Annotated in this window: 14 protein-coding genes; 8 read left to right on the top strand and 6 right to left on the bottom strand. The window is 53.3% G+C overall.

Annotated elements, in window-relative coordinates:
- Positions 1-471 precede the first annotated feature (471 nt).
- From B157_RS0105365 to B157_RS0105355, 3 genes are read left to right on the top strand one after another with little or no spacing between them, the layout of a single operon-like run.
- Positions 472-2250, top strand: a complete 1779-nt coding sequence (locus B157_RS0105365) for a cryptochrome/deoxyribodipyrimidine photo-lyase family protein (RefSeq protein ID WP_020602346.1) — start codon at positions 472-474, stop codon at positions 2248-2250.
- Positions 2251-2302: 52 nt separating this feature from the next.
- Positions 2303-2518 carry a hypothetical protein gene (locus tag B157_RS38870; protein ID WP_020602345.1) on the top strand — a complete coding sequence of 72 codons (216 nt, stop codon included), beginning with the start codon at positions 2303-2305 and terminating at the stop codon, positions 2516-2518.
- Entirely contained in the window at positions 2466-2912 is a 447-nt protein-coding gene (locus B157_RS0105355) for a DUF6036 family nucleotidyltransferase (RefSeq protein ID WP_041951912.1), read from the top strand. Before B157_RS38870 ends, B157_RS0105355 begins: the two co-directional genes overlap by 53 nt.
- Before the next feature lie 8 nt (positions 2913-2920).
- On the opposite strand, the gene B157_RS0105350 is transcribed toward B157_RS0105355, so the two are convergent.
- From B157_RS0105350 to B157_RS0105340, 3 genes are all read right to left on the bottom strand, one after another.
- Positions 2921-3412, bottom strand: coding sequence for a nuclear transport factor 2 family protein (locus tag B157_RS0105350; protein ID WP_020602343.1), 492 nt, complete (start codon positions 3410-3412; stop codon positions 2921-2923).
- Between the two features lie 24 nt (positions 3413-3436).
- Positions 3437-5161 (bottom strand): M14 family metallopeptidase, encoded by a 1725-nt coding sequence (locus B157_RS0105345; protein WP_020602342.1) that lies wholly within the window; start codon positions 5159-5161, stop codon positions 3437-3439.
- Between the two features lie 70 nt (positions 5162-5231).
- Positions 5232-6797, bottom strand: coding sequence for an amidase family protein (locus tag B157_RS0105340; RefSeq protein ID WP_020602341.1), 1566 nt, complete (start codon positions 6795-6797; stop codon positions 5232-5234).
- A gap of 53 nt (positions 6798-6850) precedes the next feature.
- Between B157_RS0105340 and B157_RS0105335 the strand changes: the two genes are divergently transcribed.
- Positions 6851-8617, top strand: a complete 1767-nt coding sequence (locus tag B157_RS0105335; protein ID WP_020602340.1) for a serine hydrolase domain-containing protein — start codon at positions 6851-6853, stop codon at positions 8615-8617.
- 39 nt (positions 8618-8656) lie between these two features.
- On the opposite strand, the gene B157_RS0105330 is transcribed toward B157_RS0105335, so the two are convergent.
- The 3 genes from B157_RS0105330 to B157_RS0105320 are packed head-to-tail and all read right to left on the bottom strand — an operon-like array spanning position 8657 to position 12456.
- Positions 8657-10909, bottom strand: a complete 2253-nt coding sequence (locus B157_RS0105330; RefSeq protein WP_020602339.1) for a xanthine dehydrogenase family protein molybdopterin-binding subunit — start codon at positions 10907-10909, stop codon at positions 8657-8659.
- 3 nt (positions 10910-10912) lie between these two features.
- On the bottom strand, positions 10913-11914 hold the full coding sequence (locus B157_RS0105325; protein ID WP_020602338.1) for an FAD binding domain-containing protein: 1002 nt from the start codon (positions 11912-11914) through the stop codon (positions 10913-10915).
- Positions 11911-12456 carry a (2Fe-2S)-binding protein gene (locus B157_RS0105320; RefSeq protein WP_211224978.1) on the bottom strand — a complete coding sequence of 182 codons (546 nt, stop codon included), beginning with the start codon at positions 12454-12456 and terminating at the stop codon, positions 11911-11913. The genes B157_RS0105325 and B157_RS0105320 overlap by 4 nt, the downstream gene beginning before the upstream one ends.
- Before the next feature lie 471 nt (positions 12457-12927).
- Between B157_RS0105320 and B157_RS0105315 the strand changes: the two genes are divergently transcribed.
- The 4 genes from B157_RS0105315 to B157_RS0105295 all read left to right on the top strand — a co-directional run bounded on the left by B157_RS0105315 (position 12928) and on the right by B157_RS0105295 (position 14671).
- Positions 12928-13476 carry a hypothetical protein gene (locus B157_RS0105315; RefSeq protein WP_020602336.1) on the top strand — a complete coding sequence of 183 codons (549 nt, stop codon included), beginning with the start codon at positions 12928-12930 and terminating at the stop codon, positions 13474-13476.
- 288 nt (positions 13477-13764) lie between these two features.
- Positions 13765-14028 (top strand): type II toxin-antitoxin system RelE/ParE family toxin, encoded by a 264-nt coding sequence (locus tag B157_RS0105305; protein ID WP_020602334.1) that lies wholly within the window; start codon positions 13765-13767, stop codon positions 14026-14028.
- A gap of 27 nt (positions 14029-14055) precedes the next feature.
- Entirely contained in the window at positions 14056-14376 is a 321-nt protein-coding gene (locus B157_RS0105300; RefSeq protein ID WP_020602333.1) for a HigA family addiction module antitoxin, read from the top strand.
- Entirely contained in the window at positions 14351-14671 is a 321-nt protein-coding gene (locus B157_RS0105295) for a DNA cytosine methyltransferase (RefSeq protein ID WP_020602332.1), read from the top strand. Before B157_RS0105300 ends, B157_RS0105295 begins: the two co-directional genes overlap by 26 nt.
- The last annotated feature ends 110 nt before the right edge of the window (positions 14672-14781 follow it).

Below are 14781 nucleotides of genomic sequence, written 5' to 3'. Positions count from 1 at the left end.
ATGTTGATGCGCTACCTCTATGAAGCCAAATCGGGTTTGACAACCGTTTTTTTTCGTGGGTTAGCCGGTGGCTGGCCCACACTAGCCTGGAGTACTTGTTGGCCTAATGCAGTCCAAACCTGGGTAAACTGTTGTTCGAAGGCGAGAAAGGTTGGCTGTTGCTGAATGGCGTCTANTTGGTCGTATTGAGCGTCAATCAGCGCATGGAGTTCTTCACGAGTCATAGTAGTGCACAGAAAAGGGGTACAGATTATACAATGTAACTATTTGCGGGTACTTTTGAAATGCACCCAAAGGCTACTTTGTCCTCGACGCTGATTCTACCGCCGAACGGCCCATCTTTAACCGGACCGTAACGCTGAAAGACGCTTGGGCGAAAGAGCAGAAACGGGGATAACGGTTGGACGGGTAATTCGTAGCAACAAACAGGCAACAGGCTGACTAAGGCAGGTAAACAAATTCTCCGTACGGATGATTATACCTGCATTAGCCAGCCCGCTGCTTTTCATGTCTGACCTTGCGGATAATCGTCCAGCCATTAATGTTCTCTGGTTCAAACGGGACCTGCGTTTGCGGGACCATGCCCCGCTGAAAGCCGCCGTTGAGGCCTGTAAGCGAGGCACCCCACTCCTGTTGCTGTACTGTTTCGAGCCGTCGGTCATGGCCGACCCCAACTATGATCTTCGGCACTGGCGATTCGTAACGGAATGCCTGGCCGATCTTAACCGGCAGCTTGCCGGTATAACGCTGCTCAACCCCGATGAGCGTCCGCAGCACATTCCCCTGGTACACGAGTGGCTACCCTTCATTTTTGAAGATGAGTTGGTGCCAGACGAGCCCGTCTGGGCAGAGCTGGTACCCGGCCCCACCCGGCTATGGGTCTTTCAGCGCGAAGTGATTGATGTCTTTCGCGCTTTGCAGGACAGGTTTACCATCAATACCCTGTTCTCGCACGAAGAAACGGGCCTGCGTCTTACATTTGAGCGCGATAAAACCATCGCCCGCTTTTGCCGTACCAACGGTATCGACTGGCGGGAATTTCCTTCCAGTGGGGTTATCCGTCGGCTGGCCGACCGTGACGACTGGGTAGCTCGCTGGCAGCAGACGATGCGCGCCCCGCAGGAGCAGGCCGATTTGGCAACCTGGTTACCGGCCCTTGTGGATGAACACTGGTTTGTGACTGAACGGGGCCCTAACCCACCGGTAGCGTGGCAACAGCCGGATGCCGCCTTTCAGCCGGGGGGAGAATACAACGGGCATCGGTACATGCAGTCATTTATGGAGGAGCGCATCGCCCTGTACGCCCGGAGTATTTCGAAGCCGCTGGAAAGTCGCCGGGGGTGCAGCCGGTTGTCGCCCTACCTTGCGTGGGGGTGCCTGAGCATCCGGCAGGCATTTCAGGTGCAGCTGGAAGCCAAAGCAAGGCGGCAGGAACGGGGTGAGAAAGGATTGGCGCGTCAGTATGCGGCCTTTGCCTCTCGGTTGCGGTGGCATTGTCATTTCATCCAGAAATTTGAGAGTGAAGACCGGATCGAGTTCGAGAATGTAAACCGGGCGTTCGACGAAGTACCTAAACATGACAACCCGGCGCACTACAAAGCCTGGGAAACGGGGCATACGGGCTACCCCATGGTGGATGCCTGCATGCGCTGTCTGAATCAAACGGGCTACATCAACTTTCGGATGCGGGCGATGCTAACCTCCTTCCTGACGCACCACCTGTTTCAGCACTGGCAGGAGGGGGGCTGGCACCTGGCCCGCGTGTATACCGATTTTGAACCGGGTATTCACTACGCCCAGATTCAGATGCAGGCGGGTATGACCGGCACCAACACGGTTCGGGTGTATAACCCCGTGAAGCAGTCGCACGACCATGACCCGGACGGTATTTTTATCCGGCAGTGGGTTCCCGAACTGGCCAATTGCCCCACGGCCTATATTCACGAACCCTGGACGATGCCTCCACTGGAGCAGGACCTGTATCATTTTTACCCCGGCATCGATTATCCGGTACCCATTGTCGACATTGCGCAGACAGGCCGGGAGGCCCAGCGAAAACTTCAGGCACCCCGCCGTACGGACACGGGCAAGATCGAGAAGGAACGCATTCTGAAAACCCATAGCCTGCCCGGCTCGAAACCAGTTCGACCAGTAAAGAAAGGATCGAAGAAAGATAAACAAGCAGGGAAATCCGTCAGTAGCAAAAAGACGGATGGCTCCCCAGAAACCCTGGCGTTGCCGTTTGTGTGAAGCGTTCCAGGCAATTGGTCGTATCTTTACGAAGTACTGATCATGTTTACCCATGGATATCATCCGCAAATCCAGCAATCCCGCTGACATACCGGCGTACGATAAAGACTACTGGTGGTCAAAAACACCCCAGGAACGGCTGGCTGCTGCACTGAAACTCATCCGCCGGGCGAAAGTCATCTATTACGCCAACCCCAAAAACCCCCCGTTAGGCAATGGAGGACAGGTACTTAAATCTGATAAGCCTATTCAACGAAGAGGCCGTTGAGTATGTAGTGTTGGGTGGTCACGCGGTCATTGCCCATGGGTACCTGCGTACTACGGCCGATATCGACATTTTTGTAGGATCAAGTAGTGAGAATGCGGATCGACTGCTTCGGGCTCTGTACAGATACGGCTATGAAAATGGTGAATTCGAACAAGAGGACTTTACTAGAGTTCCTAATTATTTGTCGTTCAATCGCTATGATGAATGGATCGATTTGATGACGTTTACCCTGGGCGTTACGTTCGATGAATGTTATCGAAATCGGGTAGTGCTACTGATTGAAAATGTGCCTACCAACGTGATTAGTCTGCCCGATTTGATTCGCAACAAACAGGCGCTTGGCCGTCCGCAGGATTTACTCGACCTGGAAAACCTACCGGGTCAGGCTGACTAACTTTCACGCTACTTTCCACAGGCGGTACTGCCGGAGCAGGACAAACTAACGAACAGTTCGGACTGGATTTTCCAGCCTTCTCCCGTCTTGCGCCACATGGACAGGTACGCCCCCGTAATGATTTGAATACCGTCGGGCCGACGAAAACGCCCCGTCCAGTGACCATGCTCCGCAGCCAGTGGCCCCATGGCACTCACCTGAATACTGTCCGTCTGCCGAACGTACCCCAGAAAATCGGGGTCGTTGAATTGCCCGGCTACCGAAGCCAGTACCGAATCCCGACCCGTTACGTGCGACCCGCTTCCCCGCGTCACCTCAATATTGGGCAGCATCGTTTGGCCAAATCCGGTCAAATCACGGTCCACTATCGCGCGGTTCGACTGTGCCCTGGCGGATAGAATAGCGGATTTGTCGGCAGAACCGGCGAGTTTATTCTGGGCCGACAGGTAGTGCGGAACAGCCAGCAGAATCACCAGGAACGGGTACAGGATACGCTTCATAGAGAACGGAGGTAGAGACTGCGTTTAGTTCAGCCGATAAACGGGATAGCGGTTATGCGTTTTTTCGTAGTAGGGCGTCTGGCGGTAAATGAAGTCCAGTTGCGCGTTTGCGTTTTCAGCGAAGGCTTTATCCGCAGCTTTTTTCTCGTCCAGCTGCTTCCGTAAAGCCGGATCTTTTCGCAGCAATTCGGCGGCCGTATCGTCGAAAATGTACCCGGAAAAATACTCTTTCTGGTCGAGGATGCTATCGAAGAAATTCCACGCAAAAAACGAATCGATCCCCTGTGGTTCAAGCGTTTCCACGATATACCGGTTAGTGGCCTGATTCGTCGAAATCAGGTAGTCCCCTTTATAGCATTGAATTTGTTGCGCTTCCGTTCTGATTTTAACCCCCGTGTGCAGATAATGACCTTCGTAAGGCCGTTGCGGGCTTTTGTAGTCGGTGATGTAATAGACCGATACCGCCATGAGGGTGTCTTTCGGGAAAGCCTGCATCACCACGCCATTCCGTTTCAACTCGCTTATTACGTCCGGCCAGGCCTGCGGGATAACGTAGGCCCGGGGCTTGTAAATATGCACATCCACCACAAAGTTATTCAGGTACGGCACCCGCTTCGTGAACGGTTTCGACCGGTCGTAGTAGAGTCGTTTCAGGCCCGACACATCGCTGGGTTTGTAGGAAGCCTCATAGCCAAGGAACGTAACGGAGTCTACTTTACTGCGGTCGAGCGTATAGCTCAGGGGAACCGTTGTTTGCTGCCGGACCGCTTCGTTGGCCCGTTGCTGATTCGTCAGAATGGTTCTGGCTTCCCGCTCACACAGCCGCATCACGGCTTCGTCGAATGCGTAGGAGGCCCTGACCCGTGCCGGGTACGGTTTCCACATGTGCGTTTCCAGTGTAAAGCCAAAACAGTTGAACAAAGCCGCGTAGCCCGTCGAGTAACGCGGTGAATCATTGTAGCCGATCAGGCCATTTTCGGGCGTATCGCCGGGGTGGTTTACGTACGGTGCCGGAGGAAACCCCTTAGCAACCAGTATCTTATCCAGTTCCGGCTGGAACGTCTGCGTCATAAAGCCCGATACGGCCGGATGGAGCTTATCTTTTTGCGTGGCGAAATACGTCAGTACGTGTTGATAATCAGCGCCGTTGCTGGTGTGATTGTCGATAAACACCTGCGGTTTCAGCGACTGATACATCGTTTGAAACGCCTGCGTATTCTGCGCTTCGGCTTTAATAAAATCGCGGTTAAGGTTCAGGTTGCGGGCATTCCCCCGAAATCCGTAGGCATCCGGCCCGTTCTGGTTCACCCGCGACACGCCCCGATTCAGCGCCCCACCCACGTTGTACACGGGTATGATGGCCAGCAGTACGTTTTTGGGTAGTTTATTCGCCTTCAGTAAATCCCGCGCCAGCATCATACAGGCGTCAATGCCTTCGGGTTCGCCGGGGTGAATGCCGTTGTTAATCAGCAGGGTTACGCGGTCGGGCCTACTGGTAAACATTTGGTCGGCGGCTAACAGGAACAGATGCAGCGGCTTACCCACGTCGGTTTTGCCAATCTCGACCAGTTTTGCCTGCGGATACTGCTTGTCCAGTTGCTGATACCAGCTGATAATCTGGGCGTAGGTAGCGGTCTGGTTCGTATCCCGCTCAAACGGGGTCAGGCCCGGCCCTTTTGTCTGGGCGAAAACCGACAGGGGTAAAAAAAGGCACAAAGCCGTTCGGTGGAGACGGGAAAACAAGGTCATTCGGTTCTGATATTATTAAATTCTTTGCGCTCTTCGCGCCTTTCCTTCGTTTCCTTTGCGGTTAAAAAAATCACTTTTTTCGCTTCGGCAACACAGGCGTACTCGCTGGCGGGTGACGGTGGTGCGTGGCCTGCTCGTAGGCATAGCAAAGCTTCACGAGGGTTGGCTCGCTGAACGGTCGGCCAAAGAACTGCAACCCAGCCGGTAGGTCATCGTAGGTAAAACCCATCGGCACCGTAAACGCCGGGAAGCCCGTTGGGGGCGAAAGCGCGTTGTTGTTCGTGCCCGAAGGCGTATTCAGATCACCCAGCAGCCGGGGTGGGTAACTGAACGACGGATACACCAGCACATCGACGCCCGTCGAGTCCATGGCCCGAAGCAGCAGCGTGCGCAATCGCTCCCGCAGTGCCATGTTTTTGGCCCAGCCTTTATGCGCTTCGGGAGCCAGCGTATCGGCGTCCGAATCCAGCAGGATTTTTTCGATACTGGGGTGAAACTGTTTCGATTTGATGATGGATGTCAGGCTTTTATGCGGGGCATTCGGCCCCAGATTAGCCAGGTAAATGTTAAAATCCCGCCGTAACTGGGGAATAGTATCGAAGGATTTGCTGATGGTATCCAGTTCCGGCACCCGAACCGAATCAATAACGGTGGCCCCGGCCGCCCGTAGCTCGTCGAGGGCTTTGTTGAAGAGGGCGTACACCTGCGGGTCTGAATTCTTAGGCATAACCAGTTGCCGGAATACCCCGATCTTAGCCCCTTTCAGGCCGTCTTTATCCAGATATTGGCGGTAGGTAGCCGGTATTTTTCCGTCGCTGCGGTGCGTTACCGTATCCGCTTTGTCGTACCCTGCAATCACATCCAGCACCCGAACGGCATCTTCCACCGTCCGGCAAATGGGACCGCCCGTATCATTGGTCATGGCCAGGGGCGCAATCCCATCCCGGCTCACAAGCCCTAGTGTGGGCCGAAACCCAACCAGACTCTGGTGTGACGATGGCCCGCGAACGGAACTTCCCGTATCCGTTCCCAGTCCGATGGTGCCAAAATCGGCGGCTACGGCAGCGGCTGTCCCCCCACTCGACCCCGCCGTGGTGCGTTTGGTATCGTAGGGGTTACGCGAGTAGCCCGGCAGGATAGAACTCACCGAAACCTGCCCCGACGTGGCAAACTCCGCCAGATTCGACTTGGCAATGATGATAGCCCCGGCGGCCCGAATTCGCTGAACCACGTACGCGTCGTTGGGCGGAATACTTTTTTTCATGGCCAGCGTCCCGTTGGTCGTTGGCATATCGGCGGTGTTATAATTGTCTTTCACGATGACCGGTATACCGTGCAGTGGACCCACAAACGTACCGGTAATTTTATAGAGCGAATCAAGTCGACGGGCTTCGGTAAGGGCGTTGGGATTCACCATAATGATGGCGTTCAGGTAAGGCCCCTGCTTGTCGTAGGCGGCAATCCGGTCGAGGTACAGTTGCACTAACTGAACCGCCGTCAGTTTGCCGGTTTGCATGGCGGTATGCAGTTGGTCAATAGTGGCTTCTCGGAGTTGTTTGGGTTTAAATGACTGGCCATTGAGACTTCCGGACAGACTGAAAAAAGTAAGCAGGGAGAGGAGTATTCGTATGTTCATGTTGATGAAGAGTGGGTAAAAAGATAAACTAACGGATTTGGGCCGAATAATGTATGGTACCAGAACCATCGAACCAATTTTTCTACAACAAAAATACCCGTCAGACTGGATTTCTGGGTAGTATCGTTGAAAAGTATAATTTTTCATCGCTTCCTTTTTATAGTATAAAAGGTACCGTACTGGTTTATTCAGTCAATTATGCCAACCTAACATCCAGAAAAGACAACATGAACCTTAACCGCAGAGATTTTCTCCGGCAACTGGGCTTCGGTGCCGCCGGCCTGACCCTTGCTACTACCCTGCCTGTATCGGCCTGGACCGCGCCGGCCAAAACCGGCAAACTCCCCCGCAGCCTGCCCGAAGCCCAGGGCGTTGCCCCCGGTGGCCTGCTGGAGTTCGCCAACACGATTGACGCCAAGAAGCTGAACGTGCATAGTGTGATGGTACTTCGGCACGGGCAGGTGGTGGCCGAAGGCTGGTGGGTACCCTACGCTCCGCAGTATAAACACACACTCTATTCGCTGAGCAAAAGTTTCACGTCGTCGGCCGTAGGCATGGCAGTGAGCGAAAAACGGCTGACGGTGGAGGATAAGGTCATTTCGTTTTTTCCGAAAGACCTGCCCGAAACGGTCAGCGATAACCTGGCGGCTATGCGCGTGAAGGACTTGCTGACCATGAACACTGGGCACGAAAAAGAACCAACGGCCATTATCCGGGAGGGCGAAGATGCCAACTGGGTGAAAGGATTTCTGGCTTTTCCGGTCGAGCATAAACCCGGGACCCTTTTCGTGTATAACAGTGCCGCTACGTACATGCTCTCGGCCATCGTGCAGAAACTGACCGGTCAAACCGTACTGGAGTACCTGAAGCCGCGCCTGTTTGGGCCGCTGGGCATCGAGGGTATGGACTGGGAAGTATCGCCACAGGGTATCAATACCGGCGGCTGGGGGCTACGGCTCAAGACAGAAGACATTGCCAAATTCGGACAACTATACCTGCAAAAGGGTATGTGGAATGGTAAACGACTGTTATCGGAAGCATGGATAAACGACGCGACCCGTATGGAAGTACCCTCTAAGGGTGGTAAGGGCGATGCCAGCGTGAACGACTGGGTTCAGGGTTACGGGTATCAGTTCTGGCGGTGTCGGCACGATGCGTACCGGGGCGATGGTGCCTTCGGGCAATACTGCATCGTGCTTCCCAAACAGGATGCCGTGGTGGCTATAACCTCCGAAAGTGCCGATATGCAGGGGATCATGAACGCTGTTTGGGACCATATCCTGCCCGCGCTCGACGGAACAGGCCTGTCGGCGGCTAAAGCCACGCAGACGGCACTAACCCAGAAACTAGCGACGCTGGCGCTACCCTTCCCCAAAGACGAATCGTCGTCACCGATGGTCGACAAGATTGGCGGTAAAACCTTTACGTTTCCAGATAATGCAATGCACGCCAAATCGGCATCGCTGAGCTTCGGCAAAGATGGCTGTATCTTTAAATTGACCGACAATCAGGGCGACCATCAGGTAAACTGTGGCCTCAATCGCTGGATTGATACCACCACCACATTCCCCATTGCCCCGATGTCACTGACCCCCACGGTAGTGCCCGGTGGCGACACCCGGAAGGTAGCCGCCACCGGCACCTGGCAGGATCCAAACACGTTTTTGATGACCTGGCGATTTATCGAAACCGCCCATTACGAAACGGTCACCTGCCGGTTTGGCGCCGATACCATGCAGGTAGAATTCCAGAAAAGCCTGACTAAAATCAACGGCTCGAAAGATACCCGACCCGTACTGGAGGGGAAAATGATCGCTTAAAAAAAGGTTGGCTTCGGGATTCCGAAGCCAGCCTTTTTTTTACAGCAGTTTGTCCAGCGTTATGGGCAATTGCCGGATGCGTTTGCCGGTGGCGTGAAAAACAGCGTTGGCGATGGCCGCCGGTACGCCCACCAGACCAATTTCACCCAATCCTTTCACGCCCAGCGGGTTCACAATATCGTCGTGTTCGTCCACAAAAATAACGTCGAGGTCATGCACGTCGGCGTTAACGGCCACGTGGTATTCGGCCAGGGAATGGTTCATGAACCGGCCAAACTGATGATCTATCACACTTTCCTCTTCCAGTGCTTTGCCGATGCCCCACACCATGCCACCCAGTATCTGACTGCGGGCAGTTTTCGGATTCAGGATTCGTCCGGCGGCAACGGCGCTAACTATTCTCGTTACCCGCACCGTCCCCAGGTCCTCATCTACAGTCACTTCCGCAAAAACCGCCGAGTGAGCCGAGCGGGTATATTTCCGTTGTTTCAGCATATTCGGTAAGCCCGTGGAAATCTGGCGTACAGCCGCGCCCCCGTTCGAATCGACAACGGACTGCAGCGCCACCGCCATCAACGAGTCTTTTTTCAGTTGAATCATTTTATTGACAAAAACGACCTCATTAAATGACACACTGGCAAAGGGCGAATCGGGCATCTTGCGGGCTAATTTGAACAGCTTTTTTGCCAGCTCTTCGCACACCGTTTTCACCGCTGTGCCCACCGTTGCCGCCGTCCAGGAACCGCCCTCAATGGGAGCAGCGGGCATATCGGTATCGCCAAGTTTGAACGTTACGTCCTCCAGCGGCATACCCAGCGTATCGGCCGCAATCTGCGTCATGATGGTGTAGGTGCCGGTGCCAATATCGGCGGTGGCACTGCTCACGCGTAGTTTGCCATTTACCAGTAACACGGCTTCGGCCCGGGCGGCCGCCTGACTAGCCTCCCAGATTCCGGTAGCCATTCCCCAGCCAATCAGGTTATGTCCATCCCGCATGGAGCGCGGCTCCGGATTGCGCTTCAGCCAGCCAAACCGTTCGGCCCCCTGCCGGAAACACTCCCGGAGTTCTTTGCTGGAATAGGGAAGGTCGGCCAGTGGGTCGCGGTCGGTATAATTCTTTAACCGAAATTCGACCGGGTCGATACCGGCTTTAAAGGCCAGTTCATCCACCGCACATTCGAGGGCCGATATACCCGTTACCCCACCCGGTGCCCGCATATCCAGCGGTGTGTTTACATCGAGCGATACGATCTGGTGGTCAAGTGTTACGTTCTCCGGTGGGTAAAGCATCCCGCCGTAGTTTACGACAATTTCGGTATAGTCTTCAAACTGCGACGTCTCGCCAACGGCACTATGATACAGCGCCGTCATGTCGCCCTCGGCCGATGCCCCCAAAGCCACCGTTTGGATGGTAGCGGGGCGGTGACCAAAGGAAAACATCTGCTGGCGGGTGAGCACGACCTTCACCGAGCGCTTCAATTCCCTGGCAGCCATCATCGCCATAAACAACTGATACTGTGGTCGCAGACCCGACCCAAAACCACCCCCCACGTAGGGTGATATAACCCGGATATCCTTGAACGGAATGTCGAATACCTGGGCTGCGTACAAAATACTGTTCGTTACGCCCTGCGTTTTGTCATACACCGTGTACTTCCCCCCCGACTTATTACGACCCTTTTCGTACACGACCGTGGTAGCAAACATTTCCATCGGGTTGTGGTGCTCAACGGCATGAACGTATTCGCCGGTCACCTGAAGCGGAGCAGCGGCAAAGGCGGCCTCAAAATTACCTTTTGGCTTTGGTGGTGGTGGCTTGAGCAGGCTGGCCATGCCTGAAGCGGGCTTGCGCGCCCTGTGTCGGTTCGCTTCCAGGTCGCTCTGATGCGCCATTTCCTCATACTCAACCGTTACCAGCGAGGCTGCGTACCGGGCCAGCTCAAACGTTTCGGCAATGACCAGGGCGATGGGCTGGGCACTATACCGGATTTTTGCATCCCGCAGCGGGCGAAACGGCGACCCCGGCGGGGCATCCTGGTCTTTGTAGCTCATATCGAACCAGGCCAGTTTTGGCCGGTTTTCGTGCGTAAAGACCTTGATTACCCCCGGCAGACCCAACGCATCCTGCGTGTTGATTTTTTTTATTTTCCCCTTCGCGATGGTACTGTTCACGACATAGCCGTGCAGCAGATTCGGCGTATCGAACTCGGCTGCGTATTTGGCTTTACCCGTCACTTTGTCCAGGCCATCGAGTCGGTTTATTGGTTTGCCAATGTATGTTTGTTGAGTCATGGATCAGTTCAGTTTAGCGGCCTGAGACAAAGCGCGGACAATGGCGCGTTTGGCCAGTTCCAGTTTAAAGGTGTTATGCCCATATCCCTGCGCTCCATCCAGCAGGGCATCCGCCACGGTCTGAAACACGTCATTACCGACCGATTTCCCATGCAGCATCGCTTCAACTTCGGGTCGTCGCCAGGGCTTATGGGCCACGCCACCCAGCGCGATTCGGGCATCAGTAATGGTATTCCCCTCCAGCTCCAGAGCGGCCGCTACGGATACCAGCGCAAAGGCGTAGGAAGCCCGGTCCCGCAGTTTCAGGTAGGCGTAGTTTTTGGAAAATCCGTTGGCGGGCAGGTCAATAGCCGTGATGAGTTCACCAGCCTCCAGCGTGTTGTCCAGCTGAGGTGTATCGCCGGGCAGCCGATGGAACTCCGCAAAGGGAATTGTCCGGTCGCCATCGGGTCCGGTTACCCGCACCGTGGCTTCGAGGGCGGCCAGGGCCACGCACATATCGGATGGGTGGGTGGCAATGCACTGCACCTCACCCGTTGGCGTTCCGGTGCCCAGTATGGCATGAATCCGGTTAAACCCGTTGATGGCCGAACAGCCACTACCCGGCTCCCGTTTGTTGCAGGGAGTGGCTAAATCGTAAAAATAATAGCAACGGGTGCGCTGCATCAGGTTACCGCCGTCTGTAGCCATGTTACGAAGCTGGGCCGATGCACCGGCTAATATGGCCTCCGACAATAATGGGTAATTTTTGGCCACTTTTTTATTATACGCCGTGTCGGCATTGGTCACCAGGGCACCCAGCCGCAAGCCACCATTTTCGGTATCGGTAATGGTAGCCAGGGGCAGTCGGTTAATATCGATCAGCCGCGTTGGGCGGGCCACGTTTTCCTTCATCAGGTCGATGAGGTTGGTGCCGCCCGCAACAAAGGCAGCCGTTGGTTCGTCGGCTCGTTCGGACACGGCATGCGTTACGCCGTCGGCCCGGGTATAGGCAAAACTATTCATGCTGCGTCGGGTTGAGGGTTCATAACGGATTGAATGGCATCCACAATGTTGGTATACGCTCCGCAGCGGCAGATATTACCGCTCATCAATTCCCGAATATCATCGGCCGTCCTGGCGTGGCCTTCGTTCATCATCCCTACCGCCGAGCAGATTTGCCCCGGTGTACAGTAGCCACACTGGAACGCATCATGATCCATGAAGGCTTGCTGAATGGGATGTAGTCCGTCCTTCCCGTCGGCATCTTTGCGGGCCAGTCCTTCGATGGTGGTAATCTCGTTACCTTCCTGCATGATAGCCAGCGTCAGGCAGGCGTTGATACGTTTACCGTTTACCAGTACCGTGCAGGCGCCACACTGGCCGTGGTCGCAGCCTTTTTTGGTGCCGGTGAGGTGCATGTATTCGCGCAGGGCGTCGAGCAGGGAAGTCCAGGGGGCCAGCTGGAGTTCTGTTTCGATACCATTAACAGTTAGTTTCACCGTATGCATGGCGGGCAACGAAGGTGGTTGCTTCGTTGACGGAGCAGCTTTTGCTGTAAGTGTCATAAGTTTCAGGATTGAGTCTACTGATTTCGTATAGTATCGAAACCCGATATACCGTCGGTTGTTTGCAGAAAAACTTCTATGTACCGTTGGCTGAATCCTAACGGCAATGGAGTAAAAGTCCCGGTGGGACTGGCGAATGTAAGTCCCACCGGGACTTTTACTCCATTGCCGTTGAGCTTATTGTTTTGTAGTAATCACCCGCCGTTTGTCTAGTCGGGACCGACCACCCCCAACCCCCTCCTAAAACAGGAGGGGGCTTAAAAAAAGATTCCCTTCTGGATAGCCATCTCCTGTTTTAGGAGGGGGTTGGGGGCGGTAAAACGGCGGTTAATTTAATCAACTTAATGAGCCAACGGAGCCGGGTCAACACCCCGAAAATCTAACCTGCTTCCATTAAAAAATTGAGTGAACGGCAGGTAGCACACGAATTTATCGATGAACCCGTTATCAGGAAAATAGCTATTCATCCGTATGAAACCTTTCCTGTTTTTTATCGTTCTAGCCTGCTTTTCGATTGCGAAATCCTCCGCCCAAACCGGTATTAACCGACCGTATAAAGACAGTTTCAACAAAGGAAACTGGCAGGTGGGCGTACGCGATGGTCGTGTTGGGGGCAACCTCATCGGGTTTCGAAATACCCTCCAGCTGCATTCAGGCTATTACGTAGCCAATCAACTGGCGGTTGGTCTGAGCAGTACGTGGGGCAGAGAAGGCGCAGGTAGTTATGCTTTTCATGATATTACCGCAGGCCCTTACCTTCGCTATCAGTTTACGGCTACCCGGATATCGCCCTTCGTTGACCTGTCCTATCAGTTCGGCAAGCGGCTGGCCGGCGAGGGGTTTACGTTTATGAACCCGGTCATACAATCAGCTCAAATCAGCCCTGGAGTAAGTCTAGGCGTTACGCCCTTCCTGCGGGCAGAGATAAACTATCATTTCCAATGGCTAAGCAATGGAAATCGAACCGAATATATCGGTCAGCCCCAGTTTGGACTCACGTACCTGCTGGCTAAAAACTAGCGATTTGTGTATAAACCAGCAGGTGAATACGAAGATTGCTGAGCTTTGAAAGTCAATGCGAATTACCGGATTATAGTCAAGTTCGATGATGAATACATGACCGACGTTGATTCGTTAAGCACGCCACTAACAGCCCCCCAGCCGGTCACAATCCTTGCCGGTTTGTCCGGTTAAAGCCGGATTATTCAGCAACTGTACGTTATTCGGTTCATACATCATTATGGGAAAAAAGGCTGTAATTTGACTTGTTGGTTTGTAATGTGTAATGTTACGTGATACAATAGGGTTATGATCGTAAGTTTCCGGCACAAAGGTTTGCAGCAATACTATGAAGAAGGCAATGGATCAAAGTTGCCCGCTTCCTATTTGCGAAAAATCAACCGGATTATTGACCAGCTGGAGGCTATAACGTCGATTAGTGATATTCAGCAAATGGGGTCAGGCATCCACAAGCTGACCGGCCATATGGCCGAATTTTGGTCGATTAAAGTGTCACCAAATTACCGGATTGTCTTCCGTTTTGATAACAGCGACATATCCGATATTGATTAAATAGACTATCATTAGGAGGGTAAGACCATGCTAAAACGAGCTTTGCCACCAGTACACCCCGGCGAGATTTTGCGGAAAGATTATATCAACGAGCGTCATTTGACGATTACCGAAGTCGCCAAAGGCTTAGGCGTTGCCCGCGCTAATCTGTCGGCTATCGTCAATGAACGGGCCGGAATAAGCCCTGAAATGGCCGTGAAGCTGTCAGAAGCTTTTGGTAACACGACACAATTTTGGGTCAATCTCCAAAAAAACTATGAAGTCTGGCAGGCAGAAAAAAGCGTAAATCGTTCCGCCGTTCGTCACTTCTGGATACAAGACGATGACCTGCGTTCAGCAGTCATCTAAATATATATTACGATTAGATTTATTTGTAACATTTGCAAAGGGAATGCTGGGAAAGAATTATAACTATATTGATTTGTTTGCAGGTTGTGGAGGTCTTTCATTAGGTCTACATAACGCAGGCTGGAAAGGAGTTTTCGCAGTCGAAAAGAGTGTAGATGCTTTTTTGACCTTAAAACATAATTTAATCGAAAACAAAAAACATTTTGATTGGCCACACTGGCTTCCAATAACGAATTTGGAAATTGACAATTTAATACAAAGTTATAAAAAAGAACTAAAAGCTTTGGTACTCTGACAATTCTTGTGGTCAGATGGCTTGGGCTAGTACTCTGAGCCGAAGATGAGCGAAATTTGGTAGCCCATAACTGATCCGTTTGACATACCGAATCACATTATTGAGTCCCT

It is taken from the genome of Spirosoma spitsbergense DSM 19989, from assembly GCF_000374085.1.
GTDB classification, from domain to species: Bacteria; Bacteroidota; Bacteroidia; order Cytophagales; family Spirosomataceae; genus Spirosoma; species Spirosoma spitsbergense.
This window is presented reverse-complemented; position numbering and strand designations above follow the sequence as displayed.

Excerpts from the sequence above, each read along its gene's own strand:
- B157_RS0105340 (WP_020602341.1), bottom strand. The coding sequence starts at position 6,797 with ATGAACATACGAATACTCCTCTCCCTGCTTACTTTTTTCAGTCTGTCC.
- B157_RS0105295 (WP_020602332.1), top strand. The coding sequence starts at position 14,351 with ATGACCTGCGTTCAGCAGTCATCTAAATATATATTACGATTAGATTTA.
- B157_RS0105300 (WP_020602333.1), top strand. The coding sequence starts at position 14,056 with ATGCTAAAACGAGCTTTGCCACCAGTACACCCCGGCGAGATTTTGCGG.
- B157_RS0105305 (WP_020602334.1), top strand. The coding sequence starts at position 13,765 with ATGATCGTAAGTTTCCGGCACAAAGGTTTGCAGCAATACTATGAAGAA.
- B157_RS0105345 (WP_020602342.1), bottom strand. The coding sequence starts at position 5,161 with ATGACCTTGTTTTCCCGTCTCCACCGAACGGCTTTGTGCCTTTTTTTA.
- B157_RS0105365 (WP_020602346.1), top strand. The coding sequence starts at position 472 with ATGATTATACCTGCATTAGCCAGCCCGCTGCTTTTCATGTCTGACCTT.
- B157_RS0105325 (WP_020602338.1), bottom strand. The coding sequence starts at position 11,914 with ATGAATAGTTTTGCCTATACCCGGGCCGACGGCGTAACGCATGCCGTG.
- B157_RS0105315 (WP_020602336.1), top strand. The coding sequence starts at position 12,928 with ATGAAACCTTTCCTGTTTTTTATCGTTCTAGCCTGCTTTTCGATTGCG.
- B157_RS0105350 (WP_020602343.1), bottom strand. The coding sequence starts at position 3,412 with ATGAAGCGTATCCTGTACCCGTTCCTGGTGATTCTGCTGGCTGTTCCG.
- B157_RS0105335 (WP_020602340.1), top strand. The coding sequence starts at position 6,851 with ATGGTACCAGAACCATCGAACCAATTTTTCTACAACAAAAATACCCGT.
- B157_RS0105330 (WP_020602339.1), bottom strand. The coding sequence starts at position 10,909 with ATGACTCAACAAACATACATTGGCAAACCAATAAACCGACTCGATGGC.
- B157_RS38870 (WP_020602345.1), top strand. The coding sequence starts at position 2,303 with ATGGATATCATCCGCAAATCCAGCAATCCCGCTGACATACCGGCGTAC.
- B157_RS0105320 (WP_211224978.1), bottom strand. The coding sequence starts at position 12,456 with ATGACACTTACAGCAAAAGCTGCTCCGTCAACGAAGCAACCACCTTCG.
- B157_RS0105355 (WP_041951912.1), top strand. The coding sequence starts at position 2,466 with ATGGAGGACAGGTACTTAAATCTGATAAGCCTATTCAACGAAGAGGCC.